Source organism: Amorphoplanes friuliensis DSM 7358 (assembly GCF_000494755.1).
In the GTDB taxonomy this organism is placed as follows: Bacteria; Actinomycetota; Actinomycetes; order Mycobacteriales; family Micromonosporaceae; genus Actinoplanes; species Actinoplanes friuliensis.
Genome location: NC_022657.1, coordinates 5175953 through 5195440 on the forward strand (window position 1 = coordinate 5175953; position 19488 = coordinate 5195440).

Genomic DNA, 19488 nt, shown 5'->3' on the forward strand with positions numbered 1-19488 from the left:
AAGGAAGTCGGGCGAAGGCCCAACTTCAAGGAAGTCGGGCGAAGGCCCAACTTCAAGGAAGTCGGGCCTGCAAGAAAGCTGGGCAGGACCGATGGCCGGGCACCGCCCCACAGCGTCGACCGTCCCGGACTCACTCTTGCCGGTGGCGCAGATAGCTCAGCTCGACCGGGCACTCGCGTTGCGGGCACGCCGCCAGCTCGCACATCCGGCAGACGACGGTCGCATGGTCCGCGCTGCGCGGCAGGGCGTCGAGGACCAGATCGAGGAGCCGTTCGAGCTGGTCACGGTCCTGGGCGGACAACGGCTCGAGAACTGTCGCCAGCACCGCCGAACGCGCGGCCAGCACGTCGGCCGCCTTCTGCTGCCCGGCCGCCGTCAGCGTCAGCACCACCGACCGCCGGTCCTGGTCGGACCTGGCCCGCGTGACCAGAGCCCGAGACTCGAGCTGATCAATCATCCGTACGGCCGCGGAGTGCGTCAGGCCGAGCCGGCGCCCCAGCTCGACGATCGTGAGCCCGGGATGATCCGCCAGCTGCACCACAGCGGCATCGGAGGTCGCCATCCGCAGGTCGTCCACCACAGCGAGGGACAGCGCGCCCAGGAGGTTCCCGACCCTCGATGTATATGCAACACTCATACATAGATACTGGCGCTCTAGGAGGCGGCTGTCCAGATGACACGAGGAATCACACTCGGCACCGGCGCGGGGCTGCTGTGGGGGCTGGCCTTCGTGCTGCCGGCTCTGGCCCCCGGGTGGTCACCCGTGGCGATCACCACGGGCCGCTATCTGGCGTACGGGATCGTCTCGGTCCTGGTCATCGCTTTGATCGCACGTCGGCGACCCGGGACGCTGCACACCGCCCGTCGCCACTGGCGTCACGCCCTGCTGTACGCGGCGACCGGCAACGTCGCCTACTACCTGCTGCTCGTGGTGGCCATTCAGACCGCCGGCGCACCGATCACCACCGTGCTGATCGGTTCCATCCCGGTGGTCATGGCCGCGGTCGCCAACCTTCGCGAGCACCGCTACCGGTGGCGGCACCTGGCCGGTCCGCTGGTGCTGGTCAGTGCCGGGCTGGCCGTGGTGAGTGGCCCGGGGATCCTGCACCCCGCCGGCGGATCGGCGGCGGAGATGGCCGTCGGGCTGGCCGCGAGCACCGGCGCGATCGTGCTGTGGACGAGTTACGGGATCGGGAACGCGACCTTCCTCAGACGCCACCCGGACCTCGGCGGATCGCTGTGGGCGGCGGTCATCGGCGTCGCCACGGGCGGGCTCGCCCTGCTCCTCGTGCCGGTCGCCCTCGTCACCGGACCGTCGACCGGCGCCGGGGGCGAGGTGGGCGATTTCCTCGCCGCGAGCGCCGCGCTCGGCATCGCCGTCTCGTGGGGCGCCACCTGGTTGTGGAACGAGGCGTCGAGCCGGTTGTCGACGACCCTGGCCGGCCTGCTCATCACCACCGAGACCGTCGCCGGGTACGCGTACTCCTACATGCTCGAGGCCCGGTGGCCCGCACTGCTGGAGTTGCTGGGGTTTGCGCTGGTCCTGGTCGGTGTTGTCGCCGTCACCGCTCTCAGGGATCATCCAGGGAACGCCCCTAAGCTGCCGCTCGAGGGGAGTACCTCGACAGATCGACCCGGTCAGTACGGTTCCCCGGTGGGAACCCCGGGCGGTCGCTCGCCGGACGCCGGCGGGTGAGGGAGACCTCAGACAGTTACGCGTGTCTGAGGAGGCTCCGTGCTCGAATCCATCGGCTCCCCCCTGCTCTGGGGTGTCACCATCGCCGTCCTCCTGGGCCTGCTCGCCCTGGACTTCGCGATCACGCGCCGGCCGCACGACGTGCCGATGCGCGAGGCGGTCGGCTGGACCGTCTTCTACCTGGCCCTGCCCGTGGTGTTCGGCCTGATCCTGTGGCCGGTCTACGGCGGCACGGTGTCCATGGAGTTCTTCACCGGCTGGGTCGTCGAGAAGTCGCTGTCGGTCGACAACCTGTTCGTCTTCATGCTGCTGCTGGCGGCGTTCGCGGTGCCACCGGCGCTGGCACAGCGGGTTCTGCTCTACGGCATCGTGGGGGCTCTCGTCCTGCGCGCGATCTTCATCGCGCTCGGCGCCGTGGTCATCAGCGCGGGGAGCTGGGCGTTCCTGCTCTTCGGCGGGATCCTGCTGGTCACCGCGGCCAAGGTGATGCGTGACGCGATCCGCGGCCACGAGCAGCAGGTCGACATCGACACGATGCGCAGCGTGCGGCTCCTGCGCCGGCTGATGCCGGTCACGAAGGAGTACCACGGCGCCGCCCTGACCATCAGGAAGGCGGGCCGCCGGGCGCTGACCCCGATGGCCCTCGTGGTCGTCGCCGTCTTCGTGACCGACATCGTCTTCGCCGTCGACTCGGTGCCGGCCGTCTACGGCGTCACCGACGACCCGTACATCGTCTTCGCGACGAACGCCTTTGCGCTGCTCGGTCTGCGGGCGCTCTACTTCGTCCTGCACAACGCCCTGAGCAAGCTGCGGCACCTCAACCACGGTCTCGGCATCATCCTGGCGTTCATCGGGGTGAAGCTGGTGCTGCACTGGGCGCACACGGTCTGGTCGCAGGTGCCGGACGTGCCGACACCGCTCTCCCTCGTGGTCATCCTGGGCGTGCTGGTCACCGTCACCCTCACCAGTCTCCGGGCCAACCGCCGCGACGAGGCCGAGGAGCGCGAGAAGGTCGAGGTCAGCTGACCGCGGGCCGGAGCACCTCCTCGCACCACTGCCGGAAGGTGGTGGGGCTGGAGGACTCCGGCGTCCGCGGTTCGGCGGAATCGAGGCCGTTCTCCTTGGCGGCCATCATGTCGATCCGTCCTTGCGCCATGGCTTCCGTCATGCCGTACCCGAGGAGCCTGGCCTTGATCGTCTCGGCCGGGACCTGCTGGTAGCGGACCGGGCGGCCGAGCACGTCGGTCATGACGGCGGCCATGTCGTCGAAGGAGAGGTCCTCGGGGCCCAGCACCGGCACGCTGCCGTGGCCGGTCCAGGTGTCGTCGAGCAGGAGCCGGGCCGCCGCGGCGGCGATGTCGCGGGTGGCGCAGGTCGGCCGCCTGGTGTCGCCGGGCAGGCAGTCGGTGAAAACTCCCTCGGTACGGATCGACGGCACCGCACGCAGGATGTTGTCCATGAACGACGGCATCGTCAGCGCGCGATAGGGCACGCCCGTGGCCGCGATCAGGTCGTCCGTACGCAGGGACCAGTGGACGTAACCGGACTCCTTCTCGACGGGTGTGCCGCGGCCGAGGGCCGAGACGCCGACCACGCGGCCGACGCCCTGGCTCGCGAAGGCCGCGGCGGCGGGGCGGGTGAAGTCGACGTACGCGGCCTCGAGGCTCGCAGCCTTCGGGTCGGGCGGGACGAGCCAGAAGACCGCGTCGGCGCCGGCGAAGGCCTTGGTGACCACATCGGGGTCGTCGAGCGAGCCTTGGACGACCTCGACGGCCTCCCGCACAGCCGGGTCGAGCTTGTCGGGGTTGCGGGCGATGACGCGGACGGGCGCGTTCCGGTCGAGGAGGTTCTGCACCACCTGGCTTCCGATGGCGCCGGTGGGTGTGCTGATGACGATCATGTGATCAGTCAACGCCGCCCGCGGCCGCGACTGAAGGACCGATCCGGTCGCCATTGATACCCTGGCGATATGAGTGACCTGGAGGTCCGGCAGCTGCGCTACTTCGTGGCCGTGGCCGAGGAACTGCACTTCGGGCGGGCCGCCGAACGCCTCGGCATGGCCCAGCCACCGCTGTCGCGGGCGATCCGGGAGCTGGAACGGCAGCTCGGCGTCCAGCTCCTCGTCCGCACCACACGGCAGGTCGCGCTCACGCCCGCCGGGGAGGTGCTGCTGCGCGACGCGCGGATTGCCCTGGACGCCGTGACCGCGGCTGCCCGGCGCGCCCGCCACGCCGGTTGTCCCGCGCCCGCGCTGCGGCTGGCGCTCAAGGCCGACTACGACGCCGGGCTGCTGCCGCTCCTCCTGGACGCGTACCAGGAGGAGGAAGCCGCCCTGCCGGTCGAGCTGCTGCTGGGCGGGCGTGGCGAGCAGGTGCCGGCGCTCCGCGACGGCCGGGCGGACGTGGCGCTGCTGCCCGTGCCGTTCGACGCCACCGACCTCGACGTCGAGGAGCTGCTCACCGAGCCCCGGGTGGTCGCCATGGCCGCTGCCGACCCGCTCGCCGCGCACTCCGTGCTGCGGCTGGCCGACCTGACCGGCCGCACCGAGCTCGACGGCAGCCCGGCGGAGGAGGGCGGCACCCGTCCGGCGGACCCGAACCGGCCGGCGCTGGATCTGGCCCAGATCTTCAACCTGATCGAGGTCGGCACCATCCTGTGGTTCCTGCCGGCCTCGGTCGCCCACCGGCATCCGCGGCCGGGCATCGCGTACCGGCCGGTCGTCGACCTGACTCCGTCCACGCTGGCCCTGGCCTGGCCGCAGCACTCCCGCTCACCGGCCGTGGCCGCCTTCGTCCGCGTCGCGACCGCGGCGGCCGGCGCCCGTACCGTGCCAGCGCCCGCCGAACCCACGAGGGGCCGCTGAGCGAACCCCGCCGGGCGATATCTCGGTCGCGCGGACCGCTCCGCACCGGCAGGATGCGGGACATGCTCATCGTCGTGACACCGCGCCCGGAGCTGCGCCTGCCCCCGATCTGGAAGGCAGCGGCGTGGCAGCCGGTCCGGGGCCGTAAGTACCTCACGGCCGGGACCACGCACCCCGGCTCCCCCACGCCCCGGCGGCACCGCCGTTCCCGCCGCAACCTGCCGGGCCAGCCGTTCCTCGCCGGCCGCATCCCGGACTCCGGGTTCCAGCCGTTCATCGGCCGCTCGCACCGCCGCTCGGTCCGCGGCTGACCGCCGCTCCGCCGCCGACTGCCAGGGGGCGGTCAGTCGGTGTCGGTGGCGGCCAGCAGGGCGAGGCGGCGGCGGTCCGGTGAGACGACCGCGAGGCCGACGTCCCAGGCGATGTTGTCGAACCAGCCGGTGGTCGCGGCGAAGGACCACCACGAACCGGCGTGCGCCAGCGCCTCGACCTCGGCCGCCGGCGCGTCCGGCGGCGCGCCCACCAGGGCTGCAACCGATTGCCAGGCGAGCAACCGCCCGTAGGCCCCGAAAGCACCCGAGGGGTACGCACCACCGCCGGATGCGGCCAGGAACAACTGCTCCCACGCCTGCGTCGCCGTGCACGGCCCGGGGCCGGACTTCAGCCCGCCCAGGCACTCGGCGTCCAGTGTGGCCAGCGTGTCCACGACCGCGTCCGGGTGCAGGTCGGCGTCCAGGGCGTAGATCCGGGCCTCGACCCGGCCGTTCGACTCCTCGGCCCACGTCGCCACCGCCGCCCCGATCGCTGCGGAGTCTTGGGCGGTCGTCGTCTCGCGTACCGGGGGAACCGGACCGTGACCGTGGAAGGGCTCGACCGACAGACCGGGAACGTCCCCGCTGCCGCCGTTGACGTGGTAGTGCGGAAGGCTGGGCCGGCCCTCCAGGGGTGTCAGCGTGCGCGGCAGCCAGGCGAGCGGGTGAAAACCGAGACCGGGAGCCTCGGCGCCGCGGAGAACCAGCTCGTGCGCCAGGCAGGCGCGGAGCTCCTGCGCGGCGCTGCCCCGAAGGACGATCTCCAGCTCGGCAGCGGAGTGGGCCGAGGCGAGCAGCGACGCGGCGTAGCGGGCGTGGCGGCGGTCCGGGGAGACCGCGATCAACCGCAGGGCCTGGTCGAGCGTTCCCGGTGTCAGGGTCAGCAGCCGCAGCATCCGGTCGAAGGCGCTGCGGAACTGCCACGGCGGCGAGGTGTCCTTCCCGTGCCGCCGCCACATCGCGATGCCGAGATCCGCCACGAAGGCCGCGTCGCCGGCGTGGAGGTGCCGCTCGGCGATCTCCCACAGGCCGGTGACGTCATTCCGACCGGCGAGCCCGGCCGCGAGGGCCCGGGGGTCGTCGTCACTCATGGTCATCACTGTACTGAGCGCGCGAAGTGTCGTACTTCTTCGCCGAAAGGTTGCTGAAAAGGTGCGCTCAGGGAGGGCCCGCTCACAGTAAGTTTTCTTAACCGTTTAAGGTCTCTGCTGGCCCGCTGCTGAATCGTTATTCGGTTGATCAAGCGGAAACATTGCGAAACACAGTTTCCACCTCTTGACTGACACGCGGGGGAACCGGAGACGGTGACGGTGTTGTCACGCCCCGGCGTGATGTGACATAGGGAGAGGGATGTTCGGTCAATCCAAGAGTCCGCGCTTCAGGAGCGCGCTCGCCGGCACTGTGGGCGTAGGCCTGGTGTTCGGTCTCGCCGCTTGCGGCGGAAGTGACGACTCGGACGACGATTCCAACACGGCTACGCAGGCGATCGACTGCGCGCAGTTCAGCTCGTTCGGAGATCTGAAGGGCAAGACGGTCTCGGTCTACACGGGCATCGTGACGCCCGAGGACAAGGCCTACAAGGACTCTTACAAGCCCTTCGAGGACTGCACCGGCGTCACCATCAAGTACGAGGGTGACAAGTCGTTCGAGACGCAGATCCTGGTCCGCGCCAAGGCGGGCAACCCGCCGGACCTGGCGATCGTGCCGCAGCCCGGCCTGCTCAAGCAGCTCGTGGCGACCGGCAAGGCCGTCGAGGCGCCCGCCGAGGTCGCGGCGAACGTCGACAAGTTCTGGGGCAAGGACTGGAAGGCGTACGCGACCGTCGACGGCAAGTTCTACGGCGCGCCGTCGGGTGCCAGCGTCAAGTCGCTCGTCTGGTACTCGCCGACCGAGTTCAAGGACTCCGGTTACACGGTGCCGACGACGCTCGACGAGCTCAAGGCCCTGACCGACAAGATGGTCGCGGACAAGAAGAAGCCGTGGTGCGCCGGCATCGCCAGTGGTGAGGCCACCGGCTGGCCGATCACCGACTGGCACGAGGACATGATGCTGCGGCTGTCCGGGCCGGAGACGTACGACAAGTGGGTCAGCCACGAGATCCCGTTCAACGGCCCCGAGTCGACGGCGGCGCTGGACGCGGTCGGTGGGTACCTGAAGAACGACGCGTACGTCAACGGCGGTCTGGGCGACGTCAAGAGCATCGCCACGACCACGTTCCAGGACGGCGGCCTGCCGATCCTCGAGGGCACCTGCTCGCTGCACCGCCAGGCCAGCTTCTACGCGGCCAACTTCCCGAAGGACGCCAAGGTGGCCGAGGACGGCGACGTCTTCGCGTTCTACCTGCCGGGCAAGGACGCCGCGTCCAAGCCCGTCCTCGGTGGTGGCGAGTTCAACGTGGCGTTCGCGGACCGTCCGGAGGTCAAGGCCTTCCAGACGTACCTGTCCACGGACACCTGGGCGAACATCAAGGCGAAGGCCTCGCAGGGCTGGGTCAGCGCCAACAAGGGCATCGACCCGAACAACCTGAGCAACCCGGTCGACAAGCTGGCGGCGACGATCCTGCTCGACCCCAAGACGACGTTCCGCTTCGACGGCTCGGACCAGATGCCGGCCGCCGTGGGCTCGAACGCGTACTGGAAGCAGGCCACGAGCTGGATCACCGGTCAGGACACCAAGACGACGGTGGACAACATCGAGAAGGCTTGGCCGAAGTAGATCTGAATCTTCACCCCGGGGCCGGTCGCCGTTTGGTGGCCGGCCCCACCGCTCTCCCGAGGAGGTACGGGTCGCGTGTTCGACACCGCCGACACCACCGCCGAGAAGTTCACGCAGATGTTCGCTGCGATCCTTCTCTTCGCCGCGGTCGTGGGCATCATCCTGTTCATCGCGGGGCGCTTCGGCGGCCGCCGCGGTGACCGTATCGTCGCCTATTCCTATCTCGCCCCGACGCTGATCATGCTGATCGTCGGGCTGCTCTATCCCGGTCTGCGCACCATCTACGAGTCGTTCTTCGACGCCGCAGGCAGCGCGTTCATCGGGATCGACAACTACAAGACGATCTTCACGGACTCCGATCAGCTGACGGTGCTGCGCAACACCGTGTTCTGGGTCGTGGTGACGCCCTTCGTGGCCACCGGGGTCGGCCTGCTCTACGCGATCCTCGTGGACAAGGCCAAGCTGGAGTCGTTCGCGAAGGCCCTGATCTTCCTGCCCATGGCGATCTCGTTCGTAGGCGCGTCGATCATCTGGAAGTTCGTCTACGAGTTCCGGCCCGACCAGGCCAACGTCAAGCAGATCGGCCTGCTCAACCAGGTGCTGGTCTGGCTCGGCGGCAGCCCCCAGCAGTGGCTGGTCGACTCGCCGCTCAACACGTTCCTGCTGATCGTGGTCATGATCTGGATCCAGGCCGGTTTTGCCATGACCGTGCTGTCGGCGGCCATCAAGGCGATCCCGGACGACATCATCGAGGCCGCGCGTCTCGACGGCGTCGGCCCGTGGGGCATGTTCCGCTTCGTGACCCTGCCGGCGATCCGCCCGGCCGTCGTGGTCGTGCTGACCACGATCGGCATCGGCACGCTGAAGGTCTTCGACATCGTGCGCACGATGACCGGTGGCCAGTTCGACACCAGCGTCATCGCCAACGAGTTCTACAGCCAGAGTTTCCGCAGCGACAACCAGGGCCTGGGCTCCGCACTCGCCGTGCTGCTGTTCGTGCTGGTCATCCCGATCGTCGCCTACAACATCCGGCAGATCCGTCAATCGGAGGCGCTATGACAACCACGACTCCGCCGGTGACGCCCGCTCCGCTGGTGGCCGAGAAGGTAAAAGCCTCGTCCATCGCGAAGAAGAAGCTCACCTCGCCCTGGGCCTCGCTGGCGGCACTCATCATCGCGGTGCTCTGGACGCTGCCGACGTTCGGATTGCTGGTGTCGTCGTTCCGCCCCGAGCGGGCGATCAAGACGACCGGATGGTGGACGTTCTTCAGTGACCCGACGTTCACGATGGACAACTACAAGGCCGTGCTGGACTCGGAGGAGGGTGCCGGTCTCGGCTCCTTCTTCGTGAACTCGCTGGTGATCACCATCCCCTCGGTGATCATCCCGATGAGCCTCGCCTGCCTGGCCGCGTACGCGTTCGCCTGGATCAAGTTCCCGGGCCGCAACATCCTGTTCCTCGCGATCTTCGCCCTGCAGATCGTGCCGCTGCAGGTCACGCTGATCCCCCTGCTGACCCTGTACGTGGACGCCGGCCTGGCCAACACGTTCTGGACCATCTGGTTGTCGCACTCGATCTTCGGCCTGCCGCTGGCGATCTACCTGCTGCACAACTTCATGAAGGAGATCCCGGCCGGCCTGCTCGAGGCGGCCCGGGTCGACGGGGCCGGGCACGTGTCGATCTTCTTCCGGGTGCTGCTGCCGCTGCTGCGGCCCGCCCTGGCGGCGTTCGGCATCTTCCAGTTCCTCTGGGTGTGGAACGACCTGCTGGTCGCCCTCACCTTCGCCGGTGGTGGCGACTCGGTCGCCCCGATCACCGTCGCGCTGGCCAACCTCAGCGGCACGCGCGGCACCGCCTGGCACCTGCTCTCCGCGGGCGCCTTCGTCTCGATCCTGGTGCCGGTCACCATCTTCCTGGTGCTCCAGCGCTACTTCGTCCGCGGCCTGCTCGCGGGCAGCGTCAAGGGCTGACGAACCCGGCCCGGACAGGCCCGTGACCGCTCCGGCGGTCACGGGCCTTCGTGCTACTCCCCCACCGGTACGGGCGTGACGTGCCAGATGTCGCGGCAGTAGTCGCGCACGGTGCGGTCGGAGGAGAAGAAGCCGCTGCGCGCCGTGTTGAGGATCGACGCGCGGGTCCACCCCGCCGTGTCGCGCCAGGCCCGGGCCACCCGGTCCTGGCAGTCCACGTACGCCCGGAAGTCGGCCAGCGTCAGGTACTCGTCGTGGTTGAGCAGGTCGTCGGCGATCTGCGGCTCCAGCCGGGCCACCGTGTCGACGACCTCGCGCAGTTCCTCGTCCCGCTCGTAGAAGTCGCGGGAGCGGTAGCCCTTCTCGCGGACCGCGGCGACCTCGGCGGTGTCCAGGCCGAAGAGGAAGAAGTTCTCGGCGCCGACCCGGTCACGGATCTCGACGTTGGCGCCGTCGAGGGTGCCGATGGTCAGCGCGCCGTTGAGCGCCAGCTTCATGTTGCTGGTGCCCGACGCCTCCTTGCCGGCCAGGGAGATCTGCTCGGACAGGTCCGCGGCCGGAATGATCAGCTGCGCCCGGGACACGTTGTAGTCCGGCAGGAAGATCATTTTCAGGTACGGCGACACGGCCGGATCCTCGTTCACCATGCCCGCGACGGTGTTCGCCAGCTGCATGATCCGCTTCGCGGCGTAGTAGCCGGGTGCCGCCTTGCCCCCGAAGACGATCGAGCGCGGGACCACGTCGGCGACCTCACCACGCCGGATGCGGTGATGCATCACGACCACGTGCAACACCCGCAGCAGCTGCCGCTTGTACTCGTGGAACCGCTTGATCATCACGTCGCAGAGCGCGTCGGGGTCGAGGGCGACACCGGTCGTGGCCAGCGCCTGGTCCGCCAGGTCCTGCCGGTTGAGCCGTTTGACCTGCCGCCACCGCTCCTGGAACTCCGGGTCGTCCGCGGCGGACTCGAGCCCGCCGAGACGGTCCAGGTCGCTCAGCCAGCGGTCGTCACCGAGCCGCTCGGTGATCAGCTCGGACAGCCGCGGGTTGGCCAGCCGCACGAAGCGGCGCGGGGAGACACCGTTGGTGACGTTGTGGAACCGGCCCGGCCACAGCTCGGCGAACCCGTGCAGGGTCGTCGCGGCGAGCAGCCGCGAGTGCAGCTCCGCCACGCCGTTGACCGCCGAGCTGCCCACGACGGCCAGGTGCGCCATCCGGACCCGCTGCTCGTCACCCTCGGCGATGATCGAGAGTTCGCGCAGCTTGCCGTCGTCACCGGGGTACCGGGCGGAGACCTCCCGCAGGAACAGGTGGTTGATCAGAAAGATGATCTCCATGTGCCGGGGCAGCAGCCGCTGCACCAGCCGCACCGGCCAGGTCTCCAGAGCCTCGGGCAACAGCGTGTGACACGTGTACGCGAAGACCCGCCGCGTGATCGACCAGGCGTGGTCCCACTCGAGGCCCTCCTCGTCGACGAGCATGCGCATCAGCTCGGCGATCGCCATGACCGGGTGGGTGTCGTTGAGCTGGATGACGACCTTGCCCGCGAAGTCGTCCCAGTCGCTGTTGCGCAGCCGGAACCGCCGCACGATGTCCCGCAGTGCGCAGGTGACCAGGAAGTGCTGCTGCTTGAGGCGCAGCTCGCGGCCGAGCTCGGTGCTGTCGTCCGGGTAGAGCACCTTGCTGATGTTCTCCGAGCGGACGATCTCCTCGACCGCCTCGCCGTACTGCCCGGCGCCGAAGCGGGACAGGTCGAACGACTCGCGGCTGGCCCGGGCGCGCCACAGCCGGATGATGTTGACGGTGCTGGTCGCGTACCCGGGGACCAGCATGTGGCTCGGCTCGCCCATGACGATCTCGCCGGGCACCCAGCTCTTGCGGACACCGTCGAGCGGCTCGGTGTGGCCGTAGAAGCCGACGGTCTGCTGGTCGTCGGAGGCGTGGAACTCCCACGGGTTGCCGTAGAAGGTCCAGTCGTCGGGACGTTCGACCTGGGCACCGTCCTCGAACGCCTGCTTGAAGATGCCGAAGTCGTAGCGGATGCCGTAGCCGACCGCGGGGATGTCCAGCGTGGCCATGGCGTCGAGCAGGCAGGCGGCGAGCCGGCCCAGGCCGCCGTTGCCGAGCCCCGGCTCGACGTCGAGCGCATCCAGCTCGGCGGGCGAGAGCCCCAGCCCGGCGAGAGCGCTGCGGGCGCAGTCCGCCGTTCCGGAGTAGAGCAGGTTCTGGTCGAGCTGCTTGCCCAGCATGTACTCGGCCGACAGGTAGTAGATGAACCGCGGGTTCGCCTGGTAGTGCGCGGCGGCGGTCCGGATGTACCGGTCGACGAGCCGGTCGCGGACGGTCAGCGCCAGCGAGTGGTACGCGTCCTGGGCGCTGGCCGACTCGAGTGTCGTGCCGCGCTGGTAGTACAGGTTGCTGAGCAGGTCACGGCCGAAGTCACCGGGCGTGTTGCTCGGGTGCGGCGTCACATAGGTCACGGCTGTGTTCCCTCCCCGACGGGTGCTGATCCGCCGTCCTTCGACAGTCTCACGGGGAGTATCAACGGTGATCGCAAACGCCCCGCCCGGTGGGTACCGGACGGGGCGTTTTCTCGGTCTTACTCGGACGTTTCGTCCTCGTGGTCCTCGGGGTCCTCGGTGACGTCGTCGTCCGGAGCGGGGCTGGTGGGTTCGATGCTCGGCGTGGGACTCGGGGTGACGGTGGGGCTGGGCGTCACGGTGGGGCTGGGCTTCACCACCGGCGTCTTGGCTCCCTTGGCGCTGATCCGCGTCGCCGTGTAGACACCGGAGACGCGGGTGCCGGTCACCGTGATCCGGTGTCCCGCCCCGAGCCCGGCGATCGTCCCGCGCCGGCCGTTGATCTCGATCCGGGCGTTCGCGGCGACGGTCACGGTCACCGTCTGGCGGCGGACGTCCTTGGTGCCGCCCTTGACGAGCACGGTGACGGTCCCGGCCGCCACGTCGGTGGAGCTGACCGTGCCGGAGGCCGCGAACGGCGTACGGGACGGCTTGGCGGGTTTGGTGGTCTTGCTGGGCTTCGGGGTGGCCTTGGCGGCCGTGGCCGACGGGGCCGGCGGCTGCGCGAAGGCGACGGCCGCGCCGGAGACGGCGGGGATCACGATGCCGGCGGCCAGGACGGCGGCAACAGCGGTGCGACGCAGACGCATCAGGGGAATCTCCTCGATCGGGGGAAGTTCATCCTCGCGAGCCCCGGTTGCCGAACGGTCGTGCGGACGGTTGCCCGATGGTTGCGGAGCAGCACGGCCTGGGTAGTGCGGGACCATGACCGGGTTCGATCTGCGGCCGAGCCGGCCGATCGCCATCGCCGCGCTGGTGGTCGGCGCACTGCTGCTGCTCTTCGGCATCATCACGATCGTCCGTGACGGCTTCAGCTGGTTCGCGGTGCTGTGGCTGGGTGTGGCGGCCTTCGTCCTGGCCGGCCTGACACGCCGTTTCTGGAGCATCGGTCCCCGTGAGGGCCTGCGACCACCCAAGGCCGTCGCCGTCCTGGCCGCTGTCTTGGGCGTCGGCATCGGTGTCTTCGGTGTTCTCCAGTTCGGCTCGACCGACCCGGTGGTCACCGTCATCTGGGTCGCGGCCCTGGTGTGCATCATCGGGGGCCAGCTCTGGTCCGCCTTCCGGCCGCCCCGCTGAGGTGTCAGGCGGGCAACGGGGCGGGGACCAGCGGCAACGAGACGGTGAAGGTGCTGCCGTGGGCCAGTCGTGAGGAGACCGTCACCGAGCCGCCGTGCTCGGTCACGATGTTGCGGACGATGGCCAGGCCCAGGCCGGAGCCCTGCACCGCCTGGTCCATCGCGTTCGCCGCGCGGTGGAACGGCGTGAAGAGGCCGGCCAGGTCGCCCTCGGGGATGCCGATGCCGGTGTCGGTCACCGTCAGCACCGCACGGCCGTCCCGCGCGCACAGGCCGTAGGTGACCTCGCCGCCGGAACCGGTGAACTTCATCGCGTTGTCCAGCAGATTGCGCAGGACGCGCTCGAGCTGCCCGGCGTCACCGTCCACCCAGACGGGCTCGGCCGTGCCGGTCAGCGTGACCTCACGGCCGCGGGCCACCGGCTCGAACTCCGCGTGCACGGTCGCGGTCACGGCCGACAGGTCCACGCGTACGGCACCAGCGCCGACGGTGTTGTTCGCGCGGTCGAGCAGGAGCAGGTCCGACACGGTCTCGTGCAGCCGGTGGGCGTTGCGCAGGATCGCCGTGACACCACGCTGCTGCATCGTGGAGAGCTCACCGCCGTCGCCGTCGGCCAGCATCTCCGTGTACCCGAGGATGCTCGTCAGCGGTGTCCGCAGCTCGTGGGTCACCGTCGCCACGAAGGCGTCCTTGCGTTCGTCGAGGACCCGCAGCTCGTTGATCAGGCGGGCCTGGCGGTACTGCAGGCGCTGCTGACGGACGGCGTGGTCGACCTCGCGGGCCAGCGTCGCCAGCAGCCGGCGCTCGTCGGCGGACCACTCGGGGCGGTCGTGGCGGACGACGTAGAGCAGCCCGGGCGGGCAGTCGGCGTCACCACCGAGAGGTACGGCTACGGCCCCTTCGACGTGCGGGACGTCCAGCACGACACCCGGTGCACCGTCGAGGATGTCCCGGACGACCCGGGCCGACAGCGACGGTGCGTTCGCGGGCCAGCGCACCTTGATGCCGTTCGTGGCGTCCACGGAGACCTGGCCGTGCACGGCGTCGGCGCCCAGCGCGTCACTGACCAGGGCAGCCACCTGCCGCGCGGTGACCACGGGGTCGCGGTTGTCGCGCAAAGCCACCGAGACGGCCTGCCGCAGGTCGGTCCGCGCGGCCCGGGCCACGTCGGCGGTCAGCAGCCGCTCGGTCTCCGCTGCCAGCCGGTTCAGGGTGCCGGTGACCGCGCGCATCTCGGCGGGCCCGGCCGGCACGGCACGCGCCGAGAGCTCACCGGCGGCGAGCCGCTGCAGCGTCTCACGCATGTGCTCGAGCGGCGCCAGCAGCAGCCGCCGGCCGAACGAGGCGAACAGCAGGACGACCCCGAGGAAGCCCACGGCCAGCAGCGCGAACAGCACCTGGGCCAGCCACGACAGACGCCGGTCGGCCGCGGCGACCCGCTGCTGCTCGGCGTGGATCGCGGCGTCGACCGCCGCATTCGTGATCCGGATGTCGTCGAACAGCTGCTTGCCCCGCGCGGTCCGGGCGAAGCGGGGATCGGCCACACCGGCGTTGACGATCGGGTACGCGTACGCGTAGAGCCACCGCGACGCGGCCGCCCGTTCGTCGACGAGGCGGCGCAGCACCGTCGGGTCGGTCGACTCCGTGGTGACCTCGTCCAGCGCCGTGAACGCCCCGGCGCGCCCCTTGTCGTACGGGTCCAGAAACGCCTTGTCGCCGGAGAGCTGGAACCCGCGCACGCCGGTCTCGGCATCGGTCATGTGCTGCAGGACGGCGACGTTGGCGTCCCGGGCGGCCTCGAGGCGGTCCGCGCGCCGGGCGTGCCCGGACTGCAACTTGTCGCTGACGACCATCTGGGTGACCACGACGCCGACGAACAGCACCATGAGCGCCACCACCGCGGCTCGTGCGCGGGCTTTGACGGAGAGCACGTCAGACCGCCGGGAGGGTGAAGGAGATGGTGGTGCCCGTGCCGCCGGGTGCGGCGCCGGCCCAGATCCGGCCGCCGTGCCGCTCGACGATGCGCTGGCAGGTGGACAGGCCGATACCGTGCCCCGCGCGGTGGTGCGGGTCGGCGCGGGCGAACATCTCGAAGACGCGGCGGCGCTGGTCGGCGGGGATGCCGAGGCCGTTGTCGGTCACGGTGACGAGCCACTCGTCGTCGCGGAGCTCGGCGCCCACGCCGATGTGGCACGGGCGGCCGGGGTCGCGGTACTTGATGCCGTTGCCGATGAGGTTCTGCAGCAGCTGGCGCAGCAGAGTGGGGTCGCAGGCCAGCGTGGGCAGGGCCGGGACCGTGATCGTCGCGCCGCTCTCGCGTACCCGGTCGCGCAGGTCCATGAGCGCCTGGTCGACCACGTCACCCAGGTCGGCGAGCTGGCGGCGGCACGGTTCGCTGCCCGCCCGCGCGTACGTGATCATGGCTTCGATCAGGCCCTGCATGCGGGCGACGGCCCGGGTGGCGGAATTGATCCACTTGCGGGCGCGGTCGTCGAGCACCGCGTCGTAGTCGTCGCCGAGCAGTTCCAGGTAGCCGTTGACAACGCCCAGGGGTGCGGCGAGGTCGTGACCGACCACGGCGGCGAACTGCTCCAGCTCACCGTTGGAGCGCAGCAGCTCGGCGTGGGCCTGCTCGAGGGCGTGCCGTTGCGCCCGGTCGGCGGTCACGTCACTCATCGCGACGACCGCCCCCGCGACCGAACCGTCGGCGGCGGTGAGGGCACGACCACCGGCCACGACGTGACGAGCCTGCCCGCCGGGGGAACGGATGACCATCTCGGCACCGCTGACCGCACCGCCGTGCAGGGCGCGCATCAGCGGCACCTCGTCACCCGGCAACGGCGTCACCCCGTCGGTCCGGAACAGCCGGTAGGTGTCGGGCAGGTCGCCGGGCGCCACCGACGGGTCGGCGTCCAGGCCGTGCCAGTCGCGGGCCGCCCGGTTGAAGAGGGCGAGATGCCCGGCGGGGTCGGCGGCGACCACGGCGACGTCGATGGTCTCCAGCACGGCGTCGGTGAACTGCTGGCGGGCCTCGGCCTCGGCGGCGAGCTCGCCGTTGATCCGGGCCTGCCGGCGCCGCTCGAACAGCGCGAGGATCACCTGGGCGAGATCCTCCAGACGGGCGATCTGCTCACCGGTGAGGTCGCGGGGTTCCGAGTCGAAGACGCACAGCGTGCCGAGCGCGTGCCCCTGGGGTGTGACCAGCGGGGCGGAAGCATAAAAACGGACATCGGCCAGCACACCGGTGACCCAGGGGTTGGCCCGGTAGACGGGGTCGGTGCTCGCGTCGCGGACCCAGACGAACTCGCCCTGGCGGAAACGGACGGCACACATCGAGTCGGAGCGCGGTGAGATCCCGCCCTCGAAGCCGGTGCTGGTGAGCTGGCACTGGCGGTGCTCGTCGATCAGGTTGAGCGTGGCGGTCGGCACCCCGGCGACCATCGCGGCGACGCGGACTACGGCCTCCAGCTCGTCGTCGGCGGGAGCGTCGAGCATGCGGTACTCGTGCAACGCCGCGAGACGCTGCTGCTCGTCTCCACCCACCGACCCGTCTCCCGCCCTCACGCATCACTTGCCGACGTGACCTAATTCGGCAGGAATTGCGCGGACTTGAAGATGTGGTCGACGCACGCTTCGTGCACACACCTGTGAGCTTCCTGAAAGTTGTTACCTATCCGTAACTTAACCGTGTGGTGACCATCACACCCCGCCCGCCGAACCGATGTGTCCGTTAGCGACCCATCTCGACAGCGTCCCCATCGTTGATCGTCACTTTCCGTCACGGAACCCGTTTCGGCCGGGTTACTGGCCGGTAGCCAGGCCTCTTGTCCTCGTCGCCCGGTGGATGCAACATTTCCCGCACGTTAAGACGGCCGCATCGATGGCTCTGCATGTCACCGGATGGCCTGGGGTCGCCCGCGATGCGAGCCGCACGGTGGTGCGGCCGCAGCCGTTCCCCACTTCCCACGAGGAGGATCCGTGAAGGATGCGCAAGGCGATCCGGCCTACGGTCGCACCAACTGGCGCCGTTTCGCCGTAGCGGTGGCAGTTCCCACCGCTGCCGCCGGTGCCTTGGTCTTCGGCATGGCCAACGGGGCGTTCGCCGCCACGTTCGCGGTGTCGGGTCAGTCGTTCAAGATCTCGGCTGACAAGCTCGACGGCACCGGTTTCGCCCAGTACGGCGGTTCGGTCGAGACCGCCGACGGCAAGTCGATCCCGGTCGCGATCTCCGGTATCGCCTCGGCGAAGCTCTACAACCTGTGCCAGTCGGTCAAGGTCCCGAACCTGCCGATCAGCCTCACCATCCGGGCGGGCCGCGACGCGGACAGCCCGGCGAAGGCGACCAACCTGCTGATCGGTGTCAGCGAGCTCAGCGGCGACGCGGAGTTCACGGACATCAACATCGGCCAGGACGCGTCGACCCTCGGGCTGGGCGGCAAGGACGCCAAGGGCAAGAAGGGCGAGTTCGGTCAGGAGGCCCAGCACGTCACGATCAACGGCCTCACCCAGACCGCCCTGTCGACCACCGCGGGCACGTTCACGCTCACGGGCCTGAACATGAAGATCAACCTGCCGGGCAGCAACGGCAAGCCGCCGGAATGCTTCTGAGGTAGGACCCGGAGGCCCGCGGGGGCGCACCACCCGCGGGCCTCCACCACGCCGGGGGGCCGGGCACCATTTCTTCTGGAGGAGTACGTGGCAACAGCAAGTACGTCGCCGGGCGGTTTCCGCCGCTGGCGGCGAGCGCGGCCGTTCTGGGGCGGGCTCCTGCTCCTCGTCGCCGGGCTGGAGCTGTTCCTCAGCGCCAACCTGACGCTGGGTGATCTGCAGGTCCACTTCGGTCCCGAGGGTTTCCTGTCCTACCTGCTCCCGCTGCTGCTGATCCTCTGCGGCACGCTGAGCTGGGTCACCCCGGCCCAACGGCTCTTCTACGGCATCCTGGGGCTGCTCACCGCGGTCTACTCGCTGATCGGCCTGAACCTCGGCGGCTTCTTCGCCGGCATGGTCCTCGGCATCATCGGCGGCGCCCTGGTGCTGGCCTGGGCCCCCGCCCGTCCCCGGCCCGGCCCGGTGCCGTCGGCCGCCGAGGAGCCGTCGGACACCCCCGGAAGCCGAGACCGCCGAGCACCCGGCCGAGCGGCAGGACCCGGCCGCCACCATGATCGTGCCGGGCTTCACCGGCGGGCCGGACGACGAGCGGCCCGTGCCGCAACCGCGCGCCCAGCACTATCCCGAGGACCCGCCGCCCCCGCCGTCGTCGCGGGGCATCCACCGCAAGGCCCTGGCCATCACGCTGGTGCCGCTCGTCGTGACCGCCGCCGTGCTCATCGCCGGCAGCCACACCCCGGCCCGCGCCGAACCGGAGTGCCCCGACGGCCTGCCGTCGCGTCCCGCAGCCGCGGCCGAGAAGGAAGCAGCCCGGCAGTCCTCGGCCGAGCCGTCACCGGCCCGGACGGTCGCCAGGAAGAAGCCCCCGAAGGCGAGCCCGAGCGCCAAGACCTCCGAACCGGCCACACCCGGGCCCGCCGCGACGGACGCCAAGACCGGCAACCCGATCGCCGACGGCTGGAACGGCCTCGTCGACGGGGTCGGGGACCTGCTCGGCCTCGGCGAAGAGGCGGAACCGACGCCGGACCCGACGCCCACCGCGGATCCCACTCCTACCGCGGATCCCACGCCCACCGCGGATCCCACGCCTACCGCGACCACCGGACCGACCACCACGCCGACCGCGACGCCCTCGGAGTCGAAGGACCCGTCGGCAACCCCGTCCCCGTCAGGCTCGGCGTCACCGTCCCCGACGCCGAGTCTGTCGGACATCCCCTGCCTCGGCCCGCGGGTCTTCAAGAAGGCCGGGCCGGACGACGTCCCGGACGTCTCGATCAAGGGCGGCACGCTCGAGACCGACAGGCTGACGATGTACAACTCCACCTACGACGGCGTGGTCGAGCTCCCGACGGCAACCGGCACCGTGTCCGCGCTGAAGTTCAGCATGGACAAGGCCGTGAACAAGCCGTTCAAGCTGACCATCCCCGAGGTCGGCGGTCACACCACCCTGATCGAGAGCAAGGAGCTGTCCACCGAGGGCAACGTGCGTTTCTACGCGCCGTCGTTCAAGGGCAAGCTGTTCGGCGTCATCCCGGTCACCTTCACCCCCGAGTCGCCGCCACCGCTGACCCTGCCGGTGCTGTGGTTCACCGACGTCGAGATCAACCTGGCGTTCGTCCGCTGCGACACCCTCAAGGCCAAGCCCCTCGATCTCAGCGAGAAAGCCTGAC

Annotated in this window: 17 protein-coding genes and 1 pseudogene; 11 read left to right on the top strand and 7 right to left on the bottom strand. The window is 70.0% G+C overall.

From position 1 onward, the window contains the following. Nucleotides 1-130: 130 nt before the first annotated feature. Complete coding sequence (locus AFR_RS24075; RefSeq protein WP_023363644.1) at nt 131-637, bottom strand: MarR family winged helix-turn-helix transcriptional regulator; 507 nt, start codon at nt 635-637, stop codon at nt 131-133. A gap of 36 nt (nt 638-673) precedes the next feature. Here AFR_RS24075 and AFR_RS24080 point away from each other — a divergent pair, with 36 nt between their 5' ends. Both AFR_RS24080 and AFR_RS24085 read left to right on the top strand, forming a co-directional pair. Beyond that, complete coding sequence (locus tag AFR_RS24080) at nt 674-1696, top strand: DMT family transporter (protein ID WP_023363645.1); 1023 nt, start codon at nt 674-676, stop codon at nt 1694-1696. Nucleotides 1697-1735: 39 nt separating this feature from the next. Continuing rightward, on the top strand, nt 1736-2722 hold the full coding sequence (locus tag AFR_RS24085; protein ID WP_023363646.1) for a TerC/Alx family metal homeostasis membrane protein: 987 nt from the start codon (nt 1736-1738) through the stop codon (nt 2720-2722). Here the strand turns inward: AFR_RS24085 and AFR_RS24090 are convergent. After that, entirely contained in the window at nt 2715-3596 is an 882-nt protein-coding gene (locus tag AFR_RS24090) for an NmrA family NAD(P)-binding protein (RefSeq protein ID WP_023363647.1), read from the bottom strand. The genes AFR_RS24085 and AFR_RS24090 overlap by 8 nt on opposite strands. 69 nt (nt 3597-3665) lie before the next feature. On the opposite strand from AFR_RS24090, the gene AFR_RS24095 reads away from it, so the two are divergent. After that, nucleotides 3666-4559: a LysR family transcriptional regulator gene (locus tag AFR_RS24095; RefSeq protein ID WP_023363648.1), complete on the top strand. Its 894-nt coding sequence runs from the start codon at nt 3666-3668 to the stop codon at nt 4557-4559. Nucleotides 4560-4621: 62 nt separating this feature from the next. After that, a complete protein-coding gene (locus AFR_RS24100) occupies nt 4622-4870 on the top strand; it encodes a hypothetical protein (protein WP_023363649.1) in 249 nt (82 codons plus the stop codon). Between the two features lie 32 nt (nt 4871-4902). Here the strand turns inward: AFR_RS24100 and AFR_RS24105 are convergent, their stop codons facing one another. After that, on the bottom strand, nt 4903-5961 hold the full coding sequence (locus tag AFR_RS24105; protein WP_023363650.1) for a DUF6183 family protein: 1059 nt from the start codon (nt 5959-5961) through the stop codon (nt 4903-4905). A 259-nt stretch (nt 5962-6220) separates the two neighbouring features. Between AFR_RS24105 and AFR_RS24110 the strand changes: the two genes are divergently transcribed. From AFR_RS24110 to AFR_RS24120, 3 genes are all read left to right on the top strand, one after another. Beyond that, nucleotides 6221-7585 carry an ABC transporter substrate-binding protein gene (locus AFR_RS24110; protein WP_023363651.1) on the top strand — a complete coding sequence of 455 codons (1365 nt, stop codon included), beginning with the start codon at nt 6221-6223 and terminating at the stop codon, nt 7583-7585. Between the two features lie 75 nt (nt 7586-7660). Further along, nucleotides 7661-8644 (top strand): carbohydrate ABC transporter permease, encoded by a 984-nt coding sequence (locus tag AFR_RS24115; protein ID WP_023363652.1) that lies wholly within the window; start codon nt 7661-7663, stop codon nt 8642-8644. Then, nucleotides 8641-9555: a carbohydrate ABC transporter permease gene (locus tag AFR_RS24120; protein ID WP_041841087.1), complete on the top strand. Its 915-nt coding sequence runs from the start codon at nt 8641-8643 to the stop codon at nt 9553-9555. Before AFR_RS24115 ends, AFR_RS24120 begins: the two co-directional genes overlap by 4 nt. Before the next feature lie 53 nt (nt 9556-9608). Here the strand turns inward: AFR_RS24120 and AFR_RS24125 are convergent, their stop codons facing one another. Next, the gene (locus tag AFR_RS24125; RefSeq protein WP_023363654.1) at nt 9609-12035 is read right to left on the bottom strand and encodes a glycogen/starch/alpha-glucan phosphorylase; all 2427 of its coding nucleotides are present in this window, start codon (nt 12033-12035) and stop codon (nt 9609-9611) included. A 119-nt stretch (nt 12036-12154) separates the two neighbouring features. Further along, entirely contained in the window at nt 12155-12724 is a 570-nt protein-coding gene (locus tag AFR_RS24130; RefSeq protein ID WP_023363655.1) for a hypothetical protein, read from the bottom strand. 115 nt (nt 12725-12839) lie between these two features. On the opposite strand from AFR_RS24130, the gene AFR_RS24135 reads away from it, so the two are divergent. Then, nucleotides 12840-13211: a hypothetical protein gene (locus AFR_RS24135; protein WP_023363656.1), complete on the top strand. Its 372-nt coding sequence runs from the start codon at nt 12840-12842 to the stop codon at nt 13209-13211. A 4-nt stretch (nt 13212-13215) separates the two neighbouring features. On the opposite strand, the gene AFR_RS24140 is transcribed toward AFR_RS24135, so the two are convergent. Beyond that, nucleotides 13216-15141 carry an ATP-binding protein gene (locus tag AFR_RS24140; protein WP_238547127.1) on the bottom strand — a complete coding sequence of 642 codons (1926 nt, stop codon included), beginning with the start codon at nt 15139-15141 and terminating at the stop codon, nt 13216-13218. A 1-nt stretch (nt 15142) separates the two neighbouring features. Beyond that, on the bottom strand, nt 15143-16753 hold the full coding sequence (locus AFR_RS24145) for a sensor histidine kinase (RefSeq protein ID WP_023363658.1): 1611 nt from the start codon (nt 16751-16753) through the stop codon (nt 15143-15145). A 435-nt stretch (nt 16754-17188) separates the two neighbouring features. On the opposite strand from AFR_RS24145, the gene AFR_RS24150 reads away from it, so the two are divergent. The 3 genes and pseudogenes from AFR_RS24150 to AFR_RS43860 all read left to right on the top strand — a co-directional run bounded on the left by AFR_RS24150 (nt 17189) and on the right by AFR_RS43860 (nt 19487). Next, complete coding sequence (locus AFR_RS24150; protein ID WP_023363659.1) at nt 17189-17818, top strand: DUF6230 family protein; 630 nt, start codon at nt 17189-17191, stop codon at nt 17816-17818. Between the two features lie 87 nt (nt 17819-17905). Then, nucleotides 17906-18196: pseudogene (locus AFR_RS48720) on the top strand (DUF6114 domain-containing protein); the annotation flags it as partial. Nucleotides 18197-18368: 172 nt separating this feature from the next. Then, nucleotides 18369-19487 carry a hypothetical protein gene (locus AFR_RS43860; RefSeq protein ID WP_023363660.1) on the top strand — a complete coding sequence of 373 codons (1119 nt, stop codon included), beginning with the start codon at nt 18369-18371 and terminating at the stop codon, nt 19485-19487. Nucleotide 19488: the final 1 nt, after the last annotated feature.